This window comes from Methylobacterium oxalidis (assembly GCF_007992195.1).
In the GTDB taxonomy this organism is placed as follows: domain Bacteria; phylum Pseudomonadota; class Alphaproteobacteria; order Rhizobiales; family Beijerinckiaceae; genus Methylobacterium; species Methylobacterium oxalidis.
In genome coordinates, this window is sequence record NZ_BJZU01000003.1 from 66,788 (window position 1) to 80,855 (window position 14,068).

A 14,068-nucleotide genomic window follows, 5' to 3' on the forward strand; every position below is an offset into this window, starting at 1 on the left:
TGCGCCGTCAACCGGACCTGTTCGTGCCACGCCTCCGCACCAGCCTCGCCGTCGCGGGCCTCGCCGCGCAGCGCTTCGTCGCCCACGACGGCTGGGCGATCGCGAGCCACATCGCGCTGTCGATGCTGACCTCGCTGTTCCCGTTCCTGATCCTGCTCGCCGCGCTGGCGGGCGTGTTCGGCACGAAGTCGCTGGCCGACGAGGCGGGGGTGCTGATCTTCGACGCCTGGCCGAGGGAGGTGGCCAAGCCCATCGTGAACGAGATGCACCGCGTGCTCACCGAGCAGCGCGGCGGCGTCCTCACCATCGGCGCGGTGCTCGCCCTCTACTTCTCGTCATCCGGGGTCGAGAGCCTGCGGGTCGGGCTCAACCGCGCCTACGGGCTTCGCGAGATGCGGCCCTGGTGGCTGACCCGCCTCGAATCGATCGGCTACGTGGTCTGCGGCGCCTTCGCGATGCTGGCCTTCGCGCTCCTCGTGGTGCTCGGCCCCCTGATCTGGCGCAACCTTCTCAACGTTGCGCCGGGGCTGGAGCCGCTGAGCCTCACCGTGGCGATCGGGCGGATCGGCGTCACCGCCTTCCTGATCATGACCGTGCTGGTCATCGCGCACAAATTCGTGGCTGCGGGGCGGCGCTCCCTGTGGTCTGTGCTGCCCGGCGTGGCGGTGACGCTCGGCCTCTGGTTCCTGGCCGGCCTCGGCTTCGGCTTCTACCTCGACCGGTTCTCCTCGGCCTACGCCTCGACCTACGGTGGCCTCGCCACCGCGATGGTGTTCCTCGTCTTCCTCTACTGGCTGGCCGCGATGTTCCTGTTCGGCGGCGAGATCAACGGCACGGTGATCGCGGCGAAGCGCCGGCGCCTCCAGGCCCGGATGCAGGCGCGGCAGGAGCGCTCGGCCATGTTGTGAGCACCGGCGGAATTCACCCTTGTACGGTTGCGGGCGCGGAGGCCGGAACCGAATGACGGTTCCGTGACTTTGCCTCATGCTCCATGCGATGTTTCCACCTTGCCCGGCCTGCTTCCCCGAAGGGAGGCGGGCCGTTTTGTGAGCCTTCGGGAGCGGCCCTCAAGCGGCGAGCGGCATCTCCTCCGCCACGGCCTCGGCGGCCATGAACTGGGCCCGGGCGAGATCGGCGAAGCGACCGCCCTCCGCCACCAGCGCGTCGAAGGTGCCCGCCTCCACGATGCGCCCCTCGTGGAAGACGAGGATGCGGTCGGCGTTGCGGATCGTGGCGAGACGGTGGGCGATCACGAAGGTCGTGCGGCCCTCCATCACCGCCTCCAGTGCGCCCTGGAGCTTGCGCTCGGTGGCGGCGTCGAGGGCGCTCGTCGCCTCGTCGAGGATCAGCACCGGAGGATTCTTGAGGAGCGCGCGGGCGATGGACAGGCGCTGGCGCTCGCCGCCCGACAGCGAGCGGCCGCGCTCGCCGATCACGGTGTCGAGGCCGTCGGGCTGGCGGGCCATAAACTCGCTGGCCTGGGCGCGGTCCAGGGCGTCGAGCATCTCGGCGTCCGTGGCGTCGGGGCGGCCGACCTGCAGGTTCTCGCGGATCGAGCGGGCGAACAGCATCGGCTCCTGGAACACGACGCCGATGTTGTGGCGCAGGGAGGCGAGGCCGATGTCGCGGATGTCGGTGCCGTCGATGCGGATCGCGCCCGCGTCGGGGTCGAAGGTCCGGTGCAGCAGGCCGAGCGTCGTCGACTTGCCCGAGCCCGTGGTGCCCACGAGCGCCACCGTCTCGCCGGCCCGGGCCGTGAAGGACACGCCGTCGAGCGCCCGCCGGCGGCCGTCGTAGGAGAAGCCGACATCCTCGAAGGTGACCTCGCCGTCGAGCCGGGCGATGGGCTTGGCGTTCGGGCGGTCGCGCACGGCCGGCACCGTGTCGAGGATCTCGAAGAACTCGGCCATCTTCGGCGCCTGCTGGAACAGGCCGTTCACGAAGGAGACGACGTGGTCGAGGCGGGCCACCAGCATGGTCGCGAGGCTCATGAAGGCCACCACCTCGCCGACCGTGGTCGAGCCGGCCTGGTAGAGCGCGATGCCGGTGATGAAGATCGCCGTCATGGTGATCGTCGCCGACGCCTTCGTGGCCACCGCCGCCAGCGCCCACCACGACAGGACCGGGATCTGAGCGTTGAGCAGGTTGCGGATGATGCCGTGCATCGCCTCCTTCTCCGCCTTCGCGCGGGTGAAGGACTGGATGACAGCGACGTTACCGAGCGCGTCCGAGGCGTGGGCGGCGAGGCCCGAATGGTAGTGCTCGACCTCGCCCTGCAGCGCCTCGGTGCGGCGCATCACGAAGGTGGTGAGCGCCGTGAAGACGACGACCAGGACGACGAGGATCGAGCCGAGCTGCCAGTTCACGAACAGCGTCAGCGGCAGCAGGACCCCGAGCGAGACGAGCGCCGCGAAATGATCGCGGAAGAAGCCGAGCCAGAGCCAGGCCATGCCGTTCGTGCCCTCCAGCATCGCCTTGAGGACGCGGCCCGAGTGGTTGGCCGAGTGGAAGGCGAGCGGCAGGTCGAGGACGTGCTCGAAGTAGTTCGCCATGGTGGAAAGCCGGCTGCGGTGGGCGAGCCGGTCCGAGTGCAGGGCGATGGCGACGCCCGCCACGATCGTGAAGAAGCCGAACGCCACCCAGGCCGCGATCAGCGGCACGAGGGTCGCGAAGGCGTTGCCGTTGCGGCTGAGATGCGTGAGCTGGTCGATGATCCGGCCCATCAGCAGCGGCTCGGCGAAGGCGGCCACCGCCAGCGCCACGTTCGCCACCGCGAGGCCGATCGCGAGGCCCCTGTCCGGGCCGAGGAGGCCCATCACCCGTCCGTAGAGACGAAACATCGACATCCCCAGCTCCAGCTACCTCCCGGCGCGGCCCGTGTGATCCGGGTCCTTCGCCGTCCGCGGCCCGGAAAGCCTCCCGGGCAGAGTGGCTTATGGCAGATCCTGCCTGAACGGCGCATGACGCGGATCCCGCGAATCCGCTCAAAGCGCGCGCCGCAGGGTAAAGGGCGCCACCCCGGCTTTTACGGTTCGTTCAGCCCGATTCCCTACTGATGGGCAGGAAGTTGTCCCCAGGGGACGGCGCATCCCGCCGTCAGGCATCGTCGTCATGGATCTCGCAACCGGTGTCGGCCTGCTCGGCGGCTTCGCCGTCGTGTTCGTGCTGATCATGATCGACGGCGGCAACTTCGCCGCCTACTTCGACAAGCACGCGGTCATCGTGATCTTCGGGGGCGCCACCGCCGCCACGATGATGCGCTTCCCGTTCTCCACCATCATGCACGGCCTGCCCATGGGCCTGCGCTTCGCCTTCACGATGCGCTCGGTGAAGCCGCGCGAGCTCATCGACGAGATCACCAAGATCGCCGACGTCGTGCGCAAGAGCGGCCCGATGGCGCTCGAGAACATGGAGATCTCCGACCCCTTCCTGGCCCAGGGCGCGCGCTACATCGCCGACGGCTACGACCGCGAGTTCATCCGCGACACGATGGAGCGCGACCGCGACAACTTCCTGATGCATCTCGACGAGGGCTCGAAGATCTACCGCGCCTTCGGCGACTGCGCTCCGGCCTGGGGCATGATCGGCACCATCCTCGGCATGGTGACGATGTTCGCCAATATGTCGGACCCCTCGAAGCTCGGCCCCGCCATGGCGACCGCGCTGCTCGCCACCCTCTACGGCGCGCTCATCGCCAACATGATCACCCTGCCGCTCGCGGACAAATTGCACGTCAAGCTCGAGGAGGAGGACGTCTCCCGCTCGCTCATCATCGACGGCATCCTGCTGATCCGCGACCAGAAGAGCTCCTCGCTGGTGCGCGAGATGCTGATCGCCTACCTGCCGCACAACCACCGCGAGGAACTCAGCGAGGCCGCCGCGTGAGCGCGGCCGCGCGCTAGGAGGGCCGCCCGGTGGCCAAGAAGAAGCGCGGCGGCGCGCATGGCGGCCACGGCTGGTTCGTGACCTTCGCCGACCTGATGGCGCTCCTGATGAGCTTCTTCGTGATGATCGCCGCGTACTCGACGCAGGATCAGAAGAAGATGCAGGCGGTGGCAGGCTCGATGCGCGACGCCTTCGGCGTCAACAAGGAATCGCGCTTCGCCGGGATCATCGAGCAGACCGGCCTGCCGACCGCCGACCGGGTGCGCTACCTGCGCGACGTGCCGCCCGAGCGCGCGAGCGACCGCACCACCCCGCCGCGCATCGACCAGACCGCGGAGAACGGCCTCTCCGACCGCGGAGAGGTGGAGAATTTCGGGCTCGCGGCCGCCTCGCTGCGGCAGGCGCTGCAGGACATGCCGGAGGTCGCCGAGATCTCCAAGAACATCATCATCGCGCCGACGGCCAAGGGTCTCGACGTGACGATCGTCGACCAGGACGGGCGCTCCATGTTCCCGGAAGGATCGAGCCGGCCGAACGACCGCACGCGGCGCCTCCTCGAGAAGCTCGCTCCGGCCCTGCGGCAATTGCCGAACCGCATCGCGGTGACCGGCTTCACGGCGAGCGACCGGCCGGGCAACAGGCCCCCTGCCCCGCCCTGGGAGCTCTCGGCCAACCGCGCCATCAGCGTGCGCGAGATCCTGGCGGGCGCCGGCATCCCCGACGACCGCTTCGCCTCGGTGAGCGGCAAGGCCGACACCGAGCCCTTGTTCCCGGACAACCCGTACCTGCCGGCCAACCGCCGTGTTACGGTGACGCTCCTCAAGGAGGCGCCCCCCACGCCGGCCGGGCGCGGTCTGCCCTGAGGCCCCGGCCGTCCCGCCGCTATTTCGCGACGAGCAGCGCCCAGTAGACCCTGTACTTCGAGTTCGGCGCGTAGGCGGTGGCGATGCCCATGCGCGTCGCGTTCGCGTCGAGCATCACGGCGTTGTGGGGCGCGCTGTCGCGCCAGCCCGAGAACGCCTCGGCCAGGGTATGGTAGCCCGCCGAGAGGTTGGCATTCGCCTTGTCGTAGCCGAGGCGCTCCACCGCGACCTTGACGGTCTGGGCCTTGCTCGGCCGGTCGGCGGCGGCCATCGCGGCCGCCTCGGTCTCGGCGAGGCGCTGCAGTTCCGGGTCGAGGGTGAGCGGGGCCTCGCCGCGCCCGCGCCGGTAGGCCGAGATCATGTCCCGGGCCGCATTCACGTCGAGCTGCGCGGTGTTCGTGGTCATCGGCCAGTACAGGCTCGGCAGCGCGGACGTCGCCTGCGGCTCGCCCGCGCAACCGCCGAGGCAGGCGGCGCCGAGGAGCGCCGCGGCCGACCCGATCAAACCCAACCGTCCCACGTCGTCTCGTCCTCTTCTCGTCGCCCCGCCTCAGCCGGCCTTGCCCGCGCTGCGCCGGTTCAGGTCCCGCGGCGTCGCGGACCGGACCGGCTCGGGCTCCTCCGGCGCGGCCGGAGCCCGCTCGACCGCCGCGGCCGTCTCCGGCTCCGGGGTCGGGCGCACGAACCGGCTCGCGATCTCGCCCAGCGCGTCCTGCATGCCGTCGAGCCCCTGCACCGTGACGATGCTGGAGCCCGGCCCGAGCGGCGGGATGTAGCCGGCCTCGGATAAGGTCTTGAACACCGCAAAGTTCAAGTCCGTCTGCACCTTCAGACCGAGGCTGACGTCGGAGATCATGGCGATCAGCTCGAATTCGAGGAACGGGTCGCCGATCTTGCGGAACACCACCCGCGGCTCGGGCTCCTTCAGCACGTCCGCATGTGCCCGCGCGCACCCGACGATGAGCTCCGCCGCCCGGACCGGGTCCTGGTTGCGCAGCACGCTGACCGTGATGGTGACGCGCCCCGTGCGGTCGCCGCGGACGCGGTTCTTCACCACGCCCGAGATCAGGTTCGAGTTCGGGACGATCACCGCCGAGCGGTCGAAGGTCTGGATCTCGGTGGAGCGCACGGAGATGCGCTTCACGATGCCCTCGCTGTCGCCGATCAGCACCTGATCGCCGACGCGGATGGGCCGCTCCCACAGCAGCAGCAGGCCGGACACGAAGTTGTTGACGATCGACTGCAGGCCGAAACCGATACCGACCGAGAGCGCGCCGGCCACGATCGTGAGCTTCTCCAGGCTGAGGCCGAGGTAGGAGAAGGCGAGCGCCAGGGCGAGCAGGAAGCCGAAATAGCCGCTCACCGTCGAGATCGAGTTACGCAGCCCCGCGTCGAGATCGGTGGCGGGCAGGTAGGTGTTCTCCAGCCAGCGCTGCACGGCCCGGGTGATCAGGATGCCGAGGATCAGGATCCCGATGCCGAAGGTGATCGAGGACAGCGAGATCGTGACGTCGCCGACCTTGAAGCCGAAGAACGCCGTGCGCACCGAGGTCAGCACGTCCGTCGAGTCGAGGCCCCAGGGCGCGAGCGCGAGGAGCGCCACGAGCAGGATCAGCACCACCCGCGTCGCGCCGGTGGTCAGCACCGCGATCTGGTTCAGCGAGCGCTTGCGCAGGCCCGTATTCGCCTGGAGCGTCGTGGCGAGGCGCGTATCGTCGCTGAGCGAGCCGCCGATGAAGGTGTCGGCGCTCTGGATCAGCAGGTAGAGCAGAACCAGCAGGCTCGCCGTCCAGACGAGCTGGTCGATCAGGAAGGCGGCGAAGGCGACGTAGCCGACGAGCGCCGCGACCCCGATCACGACGACCGCCACCCATCCGAGCAGCCGCGCCGGCCCGCCGATGCCCGTCGTCGTGCGGGTCGGCACGTAGGGGCCGAGGCAGGCCTCCTCCTCCTCCTCGCGGTCGGCGAAGCGGTGCAGGCCGATCGCGAGAATCAGCACCATCGCGAGCGCGCCGATGCCGCGGGTGGCGATCGAGATCGGCAGGGCCGCCGAGATCCCCGAGTTGAGCGCCTCGATGGACTTGGTGACCGTGATGACGGTGGCGATGCCGACCGCGAGGCGCCGGACCCGGAAGGCGGCGGCGTCGCTCACGGGGGCCGGGCGCCAGGACGGCTTGTCCGGGGAGAGCAGCCCGTCGCAGAGCGCCTCGACGAAGGCGATGAAGGCGAGGCCCCCGAGGATCGCCCCCGCGACCGGCAGCAGGCGGGACGGCAGCAGGTCCGTCGCGTCGAGGGCGTAGTAGACGGCATAACTGCCGACCACGGCCGGCACGGTGCCGAGCAGGATCACGCGCCAAGCGCCCAGCAACCTCTGGCGCCGCGTCGGGTCGACCTGCGTCTGGTCGCGTCGCCCGAAGCGCGGGGCGATGTTGCGGCGGCCGAAATACAGCGCCACCGAGACGCCGAAGGCGATGCCGAGCAGGAGCAGGTTCGGCAGCGTGCCGTTGCGGCCGAACAGCAGCAGGATGTCGGACAGGGCGCTCTGGAGCGCCCGGAGGTCGCGCGGCATGTCCGCGGCGACCTTCGTCCAGAGGGTCGGGGTGAGGAGACCCTGCGAGCGCTCGAACAGGCCCCTGGTGAAGGATTCGCGGCGCTTGTTCGAGATCCGGTCCACGAGCTGGTCGCTCTGGACGAGGAGGGAGCGGGCGAGGCGCTGCGTCTCGTCGATGCGGGCGACCGCCGCCTCCCGCTCCACGCGCTCCTGCGCCACCTCGGCGCTCTCCTCGACATCCTTCGATTTGGGCCCGAGCTGGGTCAGGCGCTCGCGCGCGGACTCCAGCGGCTGGTCGAGGCGGTCGACGATGGTGCGGATCTCGTCGGCCACCGGCGTGATGCCCTCGCGCACACGGGCGAGGTCGACCGCGGTGAGGTTCGGGCGCCCGAGGTCCTTCTCGCGCTGGGTCAGGTCGGCCTTGGCCGCGTCGAGCTTCGCCCGCACGGCCTTCAGCGCCTCCGACATTTCCGGCTTCGGCGGAGCGGGCTTCGCTTCTGCGGGCTTGGCGTCCGCGGGCTTCTGCTCGGCGGCCTTGCCGTCCGCCGGCTTCGCCTCGCCGGGCTTCGTCTCGGACGGCTTGGCCGCCTCCTTCGCGCCCGGTTGCGGCTTCGCCTGCTCGGCTGGCGCGGCGGGCGTGGCCTGCTGCGCGGTGGCCGGGACCGGCGCGAGCAGCGCGGCGGCGAGCAGGGCGGCGATGGCCGTGAGGCGCGGGCTGCGGGTCGGCAGGCGTCGATGCATGAGCATCCTTTCACGGGTGCGCGCCGCGCGCCGGGACGTGTCGGTCCGGCACGGGCACGGCCTCGCGGCCCCGGGGCCGGATGAGGCGGGAAGCGGCGCGACGGCGGGTGGCGGCGTCGCGGAGCGGCGTTGATCGTTGCGGCCGATCCATAATGCGAAAGGCCGGCCCTGCCCACCCGGGGGCGCGCATGGGGCGATCAAACCTCCGCGCGAGCCGTGCCTGTGGGTGCGTCGTCGCGGGTGGGCGGCAAACCTTCACAAGCGTGTCACGCTGATATTAGACTAAGCCCCGATGGACAGGGCCTTTTCGTCTCGTAGCGAGGAGGTGGCGCTGACGCCGGACCGCGTTCAGCCCCGCCAGGATCTGGGCGTTGCCGCCCAGCGCGGTCGCCGTGAGCGGCCGATCCCTGCCCCGTCCCCCGATCTTCGAACGCTTCCGCCGATCGTGGCGCCGATCCTCAGCATCCGCGAGCCCGGAGCCGGCGCGAGACGGAGGATCGCGATCTTTCGCCCTCCCGGGGCAGCGCGCCGGCCGACTCCCGCGCGTTGTCCCCTGCATCAGCCGTTCCGAGAGTAGCGCCGATGATGGACCTTCAAACCCTCGTCCTGAACGCGGATTACCGGCCGCTCTCCTACAATCCGCTCTCGCTGTGGTCCTGGAAGGACGCCTTCACGGCCCTGTTCCTCGACCGCGTCACGCTGGTGGCGAGCTACGACGTCGAGGCGCGCTCGCCGAGCCGCTCGCTCCGGGTGCCGAGCGTCGTGGCGCTCAAGAACTACGTGACGCTGGCCCGGTCCCCCGCCTTCACGCGCTACAACATCTACCTGCGCGACGGCTTCTCCTGCCAGTATTGCGGCCTGCGCCTGCCCTCGGGCGGCCTGACCTTCGACCACGTGGTGCCGCGCTCGCGCGGCGGCCTCTCGAGCTGGGAGAACGTCGTCTCGGCCTGCTCGCCGTGCAACCTGCGCAAGGCCAACCGCACGCCCGCCGAGGCGGAGATGCCGCTGCTCACCGAGCCGCGCCGGCCGACCCGCTACGAGCTGCACCACCGGCAGCCCGAGTTCGACCACCGGCAGTATCACCACACCTGGCTCGACTATCTCTACTGGGACAGCGAGCTCGACAGCTGAGGCTCTCAGGGCTGCGGAAAGCGTGCCGGCGGCTCGTTGTACAGCGGCACCGCGTGGTTGCGGGGCATGTAGGCGCGGATGATCGTGGGTGGGAGGAGCCGCGGGTCGCGGTAGGCGATCTCCGGCGGCAGGTGCGGGCGCGCGTGACGGCGGTGCAGGCGCGGCGCGCCGTGACGCTCGGCCGAGCGGTAGCCGCCGGGCGCGCCGCCGGCCGCGGCCGGAAGGCAGGCCGCCAGCAGCAGCACGGCGCCGCCGCCGACGAGGCGCGCCGCGGCGCCCAAGCTGCGCGGACCGTTCGCCATGCCGCCCTCCTTCGTGCGCAGAATTCTCAAGGCCATCAGAACTTCACGGCGGCGCCGCCGCGGACCGTGTTCAGGTTCGCCTTGTGCCCGTCGAAATCGTTGAAGAGCACGTACTGGTACTCGGCGCGCAGCAGCAGGTTCTGGGTCAGCGCGTATTCGAGGCCCGCGCCGAGCGTGATACCGCCGACCGTCTTGGTCTTTGCGACGGCGGCGAGCGCTGTCGGCGCGCTCGGCACGGTCTGCACCCCCTGCCCGGCCGGCGTCGACCGGTTGCCCGGATAGTTTTGGTTGAAGGCGGCGTAGCCGTGGTTCGTCACGTAGGCGGGACTGCCTGACGTGAGCTGCTGGTTCGCCAGATAGGTGGTCTGGTTGTATCCGTAGTTCTGGACCGTGACCGCGTCCGTGATGTTTGCCCGCCCGATCGCGAAGCCGCCGGTGACGAAGGGCAGGAAGTTCCCCATCGCGTAGCCGGCGCGACCGCGGATCGTGCCGTAATCCTCGATCTTCGTCGTCGACGTGCCGGCCACATATACGGATTCGAGCATCCCGCTGCTGGTCGTCATCAGCCGGGCGATGTCGTTGTAGCTGCTGCTCTGTTTGCCGAAGCGCGTGTAGTCGACCTCGAAGCCGAGCACTGTCTCGTCAAACTGGAAATTGTAGCCTGCGAAGGCGCCGAAGCTCGTCCCGTCCACGCGGCGCGAGCCCGTGGTCAGCAGCGACGAGACGTTGAATTCACTCTCGATGACGGTACGGCGGAAATAGTCGGCGAGTGCCGGCTGGAAGACGCCGCCGTAGGAGTGGCTCGCCGAGGTGTAGCCGGCATGGGCACCGAAATAGATGCCGCTCCAGTCGATCAGCGGCACGGCGGGCTCGTATTCCGGGCCGCGCAGCACGCCGTAGTCGAGATCGGCCGCCTGGGCCGCGGAGAGGCCGAACAGGCCGAGGGCCACCAGCACGGGAACGGTGACGGTACGCATCGAATTCTTCCTCAGGGCGACAGAACGACTCACCGTGCCGCTCCCCTGAGGCATTGATACCGCGGTAACCTTAATGTTCCGTTGCGGCGTGGGGTATTGCTGTGTCCGGGAAAGGTCAACCGAAGATCGACGGGGCGCATCCGGGAAGATCAGCCTCGATCCAGCCGAGGTTTCGCTATGGCTCTGCTGGCAAGATCTGCCGATCGGCAGATCTTGCCGAGATTTCGGATCGGACAGCTTCGAGCATCGGCCGGCCGCACGAACGAGAACGGCGCGGATGCGATCCGCGCCGTTGCCCAGACGTCCGGGTTGTGTCTGCGAGGCTCAGTACTTGCGCACCAGCGGGCCGGGCGCGGGTTGGTAGTCGGCCATGAGCGGCGGCAGCGGGGCCGCCACGACGCCGCCGAGGAGGTAGCGCAGGCCGATCTTCACGTCGTGCGCCTCGAGCGTCTTCACCTTGTACCCGCCGATGGACGAGCAGCAGTAGGTCTCGCCGAGGCCGGTCTTGGCCGTGCCGAGGTTCAGGTAACGGTAGGCGAGTTCGACCTTGAAGTTCGAGGTCACGTCGTAGGCGAGACCGGCGTGGAGGGCCCAGGCGAAGCTCGCCTTGGTCTTGTCCTTGTAATCGTAGCGGTCGGTGCGGGTGCCGTAGACGTAGCCGCCGTTCCCGTCCGGCACGGCGTAGCCCGTGAAGCAGCCGGCCGCGCAATTGTACTGGTAGCTCAGGGTCGGCGCCGTCTCGCGCGCGTCCGTCTTGGCCCCGGAGAGATGGTTGAAGGAAACGCCGACGCCGCCGCCGACGAACGGGGTCACGCCGTACCACGTGCCAAGATCGAAGTAGGCGTTGGCCAGCACCACCGCCGCGTCGAACCGGGCCTGGGTGTCGTCGTCGTAGCGGCTGCGCAGCGAGACCGCGTTGCCGTCGAGATCGGTGTAGCCGTTCTCGGTCTGGAAGCGGCGCGAGGTGCGCAGCTCGTTAGAGAACCGGTACTCGCCCGTGATGTCGCCGCGGAAGAACGGGTTGAACTGGTAGCCGATGCCGATGCCGCCGAACGCGCCGCTGCCGATGCCGCGGTCGTGATAGGTGTCGTCGATGTAGCCTCCCGTGCCCTTCTCGCCGTAGGCGGCGAACTGCGAGCTGGTGTAGGCGCTCACGCCAACGTCGCCGCGCAGGTACCAGCCGCCGCCGACTTCGACGGGGGGCGGCGGCGGGGGCGGCGGGGGCGGCAGCAGATCCGCGGCCTGGGCGAGGCAGGGCGCGCCGACGCTCGCGACGAGCGTGAGGGAGCGCGCCAAGGCATGAAGCTTGGAGCGGGCCATAAGTTTTCCTTCACTCGATCGTGTGCCGGAAGCTTGCTGTGCCGGCTCGGATGACGGAGCGACTCTGGCCGAAACGTCTTAAACCGCGCTTAACGTTAAATCTTATCCTTGCCGAAGCGTCTCCGCGCCGGTGCAAACCTAGCGTTGTGAAAGGGGCCCCGCGACGCAACTGTGACGAACCGCGCTCTCGCGCGTTGCCCTTCGCGGGATCGAGCCGCCCCAACTACCTCGCCACGGGATGAAGCATGACGCGATTGTTCATCGCTAGGATCCGGTCGCCGCAGGGCGAGCGCCCCCTCGTCACGGTTCGCGCGGCGGCCGAGGGCGAGGCACGCCTCTTCCTCGAAGCGGAATATCCCGACGACACCGTCGAAGCGGTGGTCGAGCCTGAGGACTGGGTGTCCGACGCCGATACCGGCAGCGCGCCGGGCGACATCCGCGAGCATGCGGGGGTGTCCTGGCCCGAATCCGCGGAACCGCGCGGCTGAGTTGCGCCGTGCTCGCCGAGGACGTTCGCGCGCTCTGCCTGATGCTGCCGGGGACGGTGGAGGGCGCCCATATGGGCAATCCCGATTTCCGCGTCGGCGGCCGCATCTACGCGACGCTCTGGGTCGAGGAGGAGCGCACGGTGCTGCGCCTGACGCCGGCGCATCAGGCGATGCTGGCCGAGGCGGAGCCCGACCTGTTCGCCCCCGTGCCTGGGGCCTGGGGGCGCCGCGGCTGGACGAACCTCGACCTGCCCGAGGCCGACGAGGAGACGTTGCGGGGCGCGCTCCTCGCCGCGTGGCGGGCGACGGCGCCGCGCGATCTCGTCGCCGCCTACGAGCCGGCCTGACGCGTCAGGCCGCCACGCGGGTCACGGCATCGACGACCTCGTCGACGACCTCCGTGACGAGGCTGCGGTCGTCGCCCTCGGCCATCACGCGGATCACCGGCTCGGTGCCGGACGGCCGGATCACCAGGCGGCCCGAATTGCCCAGGCGCTCGCGGGCATTCTCGATCGCGGTGACCACCGCCGCCTGGCGGAGCGGCTCGCCCGAGCCGTAGCGCACGTTCTTGAGGATCTGCGGCAGCGGGTCGAAGCAGTGGCAGACCTCGCTCACCGGACGCTCCTGGCGCTTGACCACGCTGAGGAGCTGGAGAGCCGCCACCAGCCCGTCGCCGGTCGTCGCGTAGTCCGACATGATGATGTGGCCGGACTGCTCGCCGCCGAGGTTGTAGCCATGCTCGCGCATGTGCTCCAGCACGTAGCGGTCGCCCACCGCCGTGCGGGCGAGGCTCAGTCCGATGCCGCCGAGATAGCGCTCCAGGCCGAGGTTCGACATGATGGTGGCGACGAGCCCCGGCTGGGTCAGCCGGTCGTCCTCCTTCCAGGAGCGGGCGACCACCGCCATGAGTTGGTCGCCGTCGACGATGTGGCCCTTCTCGTCCACGATGATCACGCGGTCGGCGTCGCCGTCGAGCGCGATGCCGATGTCGGCGCGCAGCTCGCGCACCTTGCTGACGAGGGCGGAGGGCGCGGTCGAGCCGACGTCCCGGTTGATGTTGAAGCCGTCCGGATCGACGCCGATCGAGATCACCTCGGCGCCGAGCTCCCACAGGGTCTCGGGCGCGACCCGGTAGCCCGCGCCGTTGGCGCAATCGACCACGACGCGCAGGCCGTCGAGGGTGACGTGGCGCGGCAGCGTGCGCTTGGCGAACTCGATGTAGCGGGCGTGCACGCTCTCGATGCGCTTGGCGCGGCCGAGATCGCGCGAGCTCGCCAGCCGCTTGTGCAGCTCGCCGTCGATCAGCGCCTCGATGGCGCGCTCGACCTCGTCGCTGAGCTTGAACCCGTCGGGGCCGAACAGCTTGATGCCGTTATCCTCGTAGGGGTTGTGCGAGGCGGAGATCATCACGCCGAGGTCGGCGCGCATGGAGCGCGTGAGCATGGCGACGGCGGGCGTCGGCATGGGGCCGAGCAGCAGCACGTCCATGCCGACCGAGGTGAAGCCGGCGACGAGCGCGGTCTCGATCATGTAGCCCGAGAGCCGCGTGTCCTTGCCGATGACGACCCGGTGCCGGTAGTCGCCCCGCTGGAACACGAGGCCGGCCGCCTGGCCCACCTTCAGCGCCAGTTCCGGCGTGATCACCCCGTTGGCGCGGCCCCGGATGCCGTCCGTCCCAAAGTACTTGCGCACCTGCGTCTCCGCCTCATCCACGGATATCTTGGCCGCCAACCTACCAGCTTTCGCGCCGGGCCGGGCGACGAGATTCGGTGGTAGTGAATCGTAACTATCCGCCTCGCCGTCCGGATGA

The 14,068-nt window shown here is 69.8% G+C and carries 14 protein-coding genes; 7 read left to right on the top strand and 7 right to left on the bottom strand.

The window, feature by feature from the left end:
* Positions 1-23: 23 nt before the first annotated feature.
* Positions 24-908: a YihY/virulence factor BrkB family protein gene (locus MOX02_RS00925; protein ID WP_147023821.1), complete on the top strand. Its 885-nt coding sequence runs from the start codon at positions 24-26 to the stop codon at positions 906-908.
* A gap of 159 nt (positions 909-1,067) precedes the next feature.
* On the opposite strand, the gene MOX02_RS00930 is transcribed toward MOX02_RS00925, so the two are convergent.
* Complete coding sequence (locus MOX02_RS00930; protein WP_147023822.1) at positions 1,068-2,846, bottom strand: glucan ABC transporter ATP-binding protein/ permease; 1,779 nt, start codon at positions 2,844-2,846, stop codon at positions 1,068-1,070.
* A gap of 265 nt (positions 2,847-3,111) precedes the next feature.
* Between MOX02_RS00930 and MOX02_RS00935 the strand changes: the two genes are divergently transcribed.
* Both MOX02_RS00935 and MOX02_RS00940 read left to right on the top strand, forming a co-directional pair.
* Positions 3,112-3,885: a motility protein A gene (locus MOX02_RS00935; RefSeq protein ID WP_147023823.1), complete on the top strand. Its 774-nt coding sequence runs from the start codon at positions 3,112-3,114 to the stop codon at positions 3,883-3,885.
* A 29-nt stretch (positions 3,886-3,914) separates the two neighbouring features.
* Positions 3,915-4,748 (top strand): OmpA/MotB family protein, encoded by an 834-nt coding sequence (locus MOX02_RS00940; protein ID WP_147023824.1) that lies wholly within the window; start codon positions 3,915-3,917, stop codon positions 4,746-4,748.
* A 19-nt stretch (positions 4,749-4,767) separates the two neighbouring features.
* Here the strand turns inward: MOX02_RS00940 and MOX02_RS00945 are convergent, their stop codons facing one another.
* Positions 4,768-5,253, bottom strand: coding sequence for a CAP domain-containing protein (locus tag MOX02_RS00945; RefSeq protein WP_238179214.1), 486 nt, complete (start codon positions 5,251-5,253; stop codon positions 4,768-4,770).
* Positions 5,254-5,298: 45 nt separating this feature from the next.
* Positions 5,299-8,040, bottom strand: coding sequence for a DUF3772 domain-containing protein (locus MOX02_RS00950; RefSeq protein WP_238179216.1), 2,742 nt, complete (start codon positions 8,038-8,040; stop codon positions 5,299-5,301).
* On the opposite strand from MOX02_RS00950, the gene MOX02_RS32620 reads away from it, so the two are divergent.
* Both MOX02_RS32620 and MOX02_RS00955 read left to right on the top strand, forming a co-directional pair.
* Complete coding sequence (locus tag MOX02_RS32620; protein WP_280525303.1) at positions 8,039-8,173, top strand: hypothetical protein; 135 nt, start codon at positions 8,039-8,041, stop codon at positions 8,171-8,173. The genes MOX02_RS00950 and MOX02_RS32620 overlap by 2 nt on opposite strands.
* Positions 8,174-8,622: 449 nt before the next feature.
* Positions 8,623-9,171 (top strand): HNH endonuclease, encoded by a 549-nt coding sequence (locus tag MOX02_RS00955; RefSeq protein ID WP_147023826.1) that lies wholly within the window; start codon positions 8,623-8,625, stop codon positions 9,169-9,171.
* 5 nt (positions 9,172-9,176) lie between these two features.
* On the opposite strand, the gene MOX02_RS00960 is transcribed toward MOX02_RS00955, so the two are convergent.
* The 3 genes from MOX02_RS00960 to MOX02_RS00970 all read right to left on the bottom strand — a co-directional run bounded on the left by MOX02_RS00960 (position 9,177) and on the right by MOX02_RS00970 (position 11,770).
* On the bottom strand, positions 9,177-9,473 hold the full coding sequence (locus MOX02_RS00960; protein WP_147023827.1) for a hypothetical protein: 297 nt from the start codon (positions 9,471-9,473) through the stop codon (positions 9,177-9,179).
* Between the two features lie 35 nt (positions 9,474-9,508).
* A complete protein-coding gene (locus MOX02_RS00965; protein ID WP_147023828.1) occupies positions 9,509-10,450 on the bottom strand; it encodes an outer membrane protein in 942 nt (313 codons plus the stop codon).
* 324 nt (positions 10,451-10,774) lie between these two features.
* Entirely contained in the window at positions 10,775-11,770 is a 996-nt protein-coding gene (locus MOX02_RS00970; protein ID WP_147023829.1) for an outer membrane protein, read from the bottom strand.
* 245 nt (positions 11,771-12,015) lie between these two features.
* Between MOX02_RS00970 and MOX02_RS00975 the strand changes: the two genes are divergently transcribed.
* Together MOX02_RS00975 and MOX02_RS00980 are read left to right on the top strand one after the other, a co-directional pair.
* Positions 12,016-12,258, top strand: coding sequence for a hypothetical protein (locus MOX02_RS00975; protein ID WP_147023830.1), 243 nt, complete (start codon positions 12,016-12,018; stop codon positions 12,256-12,258).
* A complete protein-coding gene (locus MOX02_RS00980) occupies positions 12,255-12,605 on the top strand; it encodes an MmcQ/YjbR family DNA-binding protein (RefSeq protein ID WP_147023831.1) in 351 nt (116 codons plus the stop codon). The genes MOX02_RS00975 and MOX02_RS00980 overlap by 4 nt, the downstream gene beginning before the upstream one ends.
* Positions 12,606-12,609: 4 nt before the next feature.
* On the opposite strand, the gene glmM is transcribed toward MOX02_RS00980, so the two are convergent.
* On the bottom strand, positions 12,610-13,950 hold the full coding sequence (glmM, locus tag MOX02_RS00985) for a phosphoglucosamine mutase (protein ID WP_147023832.1): 1,341 nt from the start codon (positions 13,948-13,950) through the stop codon (positions 12,610-12,612).
* Positions 13,951-14,068: the final 118 nt, after the last annotated feature.

Coding starts and splice junctions, on each gene's coding strand:
- MOX02_RS00930 (WP_147023822.1), bottom strand. CDS start 2,846: ATGTCGATGTTTCGTCTCTACGGACGGGTGATGGGCCTCCTCGGCCCG.
- MOX02_RS00935 (WP_147023823.1), top strand. CDS start 3,112: ATGGATCTCGCAACCGGTGTCGGCCTGCTCGGCGGCTTCGCCGTCGTG.
- MOX02_RS32620 (WP_280525303.1), top strand. CDS start 8,039: ATGAGCATCCTTTCACGGGTGCGCGCCGCGCGCCGGGACGTGTCGGTC.
- MOX02_RS00950 (WP_238179216.1), bottom strand. CDS start 8,040: ATGCATCGACGCCTGCCGACCCGCAGCCCGCGCCTCACGGCCATCGCC.
- MOX02_RS00955 (WP_147023826.1), top strand. CDS start 8,623: ATGATGGACCTTCAAACCCTCGTCCTGAACGCGGATTACCGGCCGCTC.
- MOX02_RS00960 (WP_147023827.1), bottom strand. CDS start 9,473: ATGGCGAACGGTCCGCGCAGCTTGGGCGCCGCGGCGCGCCTCGTCGGC.
- MOX02_RS00965 (WP_147023828.1), bottom strand. CDS start 10,450: ATGCGTACCGTCACCGTTCCCGTGCTGGTGGCCCTCGGCCTGTTCGGC.
- MOX02_RS00970 (WP_147023829.1), bottom strand. CDS start 11,770: ATGGCCCGCTCCAAGCTTCATGCCTTGGCGCGCTCCCTCACGCTCGTC.
- MOX02_RS00975 (WP_147023830.1), top strand. CDS start 12,016: ATGACGCGATTGTTCATCGCTAGGATCCGGTCGCCGCAGGGCGAGCGC.